Raw genomic sequence first — 2202 nt, 5'->3', positions numbered from 1 at the left:
TTGCGGACACGACCTAGCGCCAGGGGTCGAGAGCGTGCTTGCCGCGGGTCTGGCCGGCCTCGAGTTGCCGCAGCACCTCCGGCCCTTCGGCCAGCGGGTGAACCTGCGGGGTGCCGGGCGGGTAGACGCCGTGGGCGATGAGCGCCTCGATCTCGGTGAGCAGCGACTGGTAGAGGGAGGGCGCCTCGGTGGCCAGCGCACGGATGTGCAGGCCCTTGATCTGGACCTGGTGGGTGAAGACCAGGTCGTGCGTGGTCACGGTGGCATCGCCGGAGGCGGCGCCGAACACGACGACGCGTCCGGTGAAGGGTTTGGTGACCGCCAGGCTCGTCTCGAAGGTGGCCTGCCCCACCGATTCCAGGACCAGGTCGACCCCGCCGGTCAGACGGGTGATCTCCGCGGCCAGTCCGGGGTGCCGACTGTTCAGGACCTCGTCGGCGCCGAGCGCCTTGACGGTGGCATGCTTGGCCGGTGACGCCGTGGCGATCACGCGCGCGCCGTAGTGACGGGCGAGACGGACAGCGGCCTGCCCCACGCCGCCGGCCGCGGCATGGACGAGCACCACCTCACCGGCCTTGACCTCGCCCAACGGCTGCAGCGCCGCCAAGGCGGTGGCCCAGTTCAACACCAGACCGAGCGCTTCGGCGTCGCTCCAGCCGGACGGCACCGGAAGGACACCCGCGGCCGGCATGGTCATGTACTGCGCGAAGGCCCCGGGGCCGGCTCCGACGACGTGGGTGCCGAGCCGCAGCGGGCTCTCGACGTCCGGACCGACACCCACGATCTCGCCGGCGGCTTCGAAGCCCGCCACGTAGGGCGCCTGTGGACCGCCTGCGTACGTGCCATGGGCCTGCATGACGTCCGCGAAGTTGATCCCGGCGGCTGCGACGCGGATCAGGTACTCACCGGGCCCTGGGACGGGGCGGCGCCGATCGGTCGTGAGGGTCAGATCCTGCGGTCCCCGGTGCGAAAGCTGGACCAGTGCTCGTACGGTCCGCTGCTCGTTGCTCTCCATGCGGCGAACGTAGGAGCCTGACACTTGCGTCAAGGTCAAGCAGCTGTCAGGGATCAGTGCGGCGGGCCTGCTGGAGGTAGGCGTCGAGCGCCGCCCGCTGATCGCTGAGAATGGCGATGCGTGCGGCCAGCCGATCGCGATAGCTCTGCACTTCGTGCAGGAACTGTGCGCACACCACGTCCGCACCGGCATCAGGTTCACCGTTCGGACGGGGCAGAACCTCCCGGATCAGCCGCAAGGGCAGCCCGGACTCCAGCAGCGAGCGGATGACGAGTACCCGGTCGATCGTGGACTGGCAGTAGTCGCGGAACCCATTGCTGCAGCGGCCGGGGACGATCAGCCCCTCGTCCTCGTAGTGCCGCAACGATCGCGCACTCACACCGCTCACTCGGGAGGCTTCGCTGATCTGCATACCTGGGGACAACCTCCCGCAGCCCCGCGATCTTCCAGCACCGTCGTCAGGACGAAGCGGGGAGCGGTTCAGGCGTCATCAACCTCCTGTCCCGCAACAGCCGGACGGCAGCAGCCCTACGCCAACAACCCCCGCAGCGGGAACACCGCCCGCCGCGCCGCCAGCACGGCCTGATCCAGCCGATCCGCGGGGTCGTACCCGGCCTCCCACTCCCGGAAGACCACCGGCCACCGCCCATCGGTCATCCGCCCCGGCCCCAGTTCCCGGGTCCGCGCGAACACCTCCTGCCGCCAGCTCTCCGGAATCACCGTCTCCGGCGCGATCTGCCGCCCCGCCGCGATCCCCACGAGATGCGCCCACGACCGCGGCACCACGTCCGTCACGGCGTACCCGCCCCCGCCCAGCGCCACCCACCGCCCGTCGGCGTACTCGTGCGCCAGCGAGTGGCACGCCATCTGCACCGCCCGCTGCGCGTCCAGCGACACCGCCAGGTGCGCCAGCGGATCCTCGAAGTGCGTATCGGCCCCGTGCTGAGTCACCAGCACCTGCGGCCGGAAGTCCGCGATCAGCTCCGGCACCACCGCGTGGAACGCCCGCAGCCACCCGGCGTCCCCGGTCCCGGCCGGCAGGGCCACATTCACCGCGGACCCCTCACCCGCCCCGCCCCCGGTCTCCTCCGGCCACCCGGTCTGCGGGAACAACGTCCGAGGATGCTCGTGCAGCGAGATCGTCAGAACCCGCGGATCCTCCCAGAACGCCGCCTGCACGCCGTCCC

General features: G+C 71.0%; 2 protein-coding genes and 1 pseudogene. All 3 read right to left on the bottom strand.

Annotated elements, in window-relative coordinates:
* Positions 1-13: 13 nt before the first annotated feature.
* Positions 14-1015, bottom strand: coding sequence for an NADPH:quinone oxidoreductase family protein (locus tag CCN42_RS19010; RefSeq protein WP_086737267.1), 1002 nt, complete (start codon positions 1013-1015; stop codon positions 14-16).
* Between the two features lie 46 nt (positions 1016-1061).
* Positions 1062-1427, bottom strand: a complete 366-nt coding sequence (locus CCN42_RS19005; protein WP_086737266.1) for a MerR family transcriptional regulator — start codon at positions 1425-1427, stop codon at positions 1062-1064.
* A gap of 116 nt (positions 1428-1543) precedes the next feature.
* Positions 1544-2202, bottom strand: a pseudogene (locus CCN42_RS19000) (arginase family protein); the annotation flags it as partial.

The organism is Streptomyces glaucescens, assembly GCF_002154375.1.
In the GTDB taxonomy this organism is placed as follows: domain Bacteria; phylum Actinomycetota; class Actinomycetes; order Streptomycetales; family Streptomycetaceae; genus Streptomyces; species Streptomyces glaucescens.
This window is presented reverse-complemented; position numbering and strand designations above follow the sequence as displayed.

Excerpts from the sequence above, each read along its gene's own strand:
- CCN42_RS19005 (WP_086737266.1), bottom strand. The coding sequence starts at position 1,427 with ATGCAGATCAGCGAAGCCTCCCGAGTGAGCGGTGTGAGTGCGCGATCG.
- CCN42_RS19010 (WP_086737267.1), bottom strand. The coding sequence starts at position 1,015 with ATGGAGAGCAACGAGCAGCGGACCGTACGAGCACTGGTCCAGCTTTCG.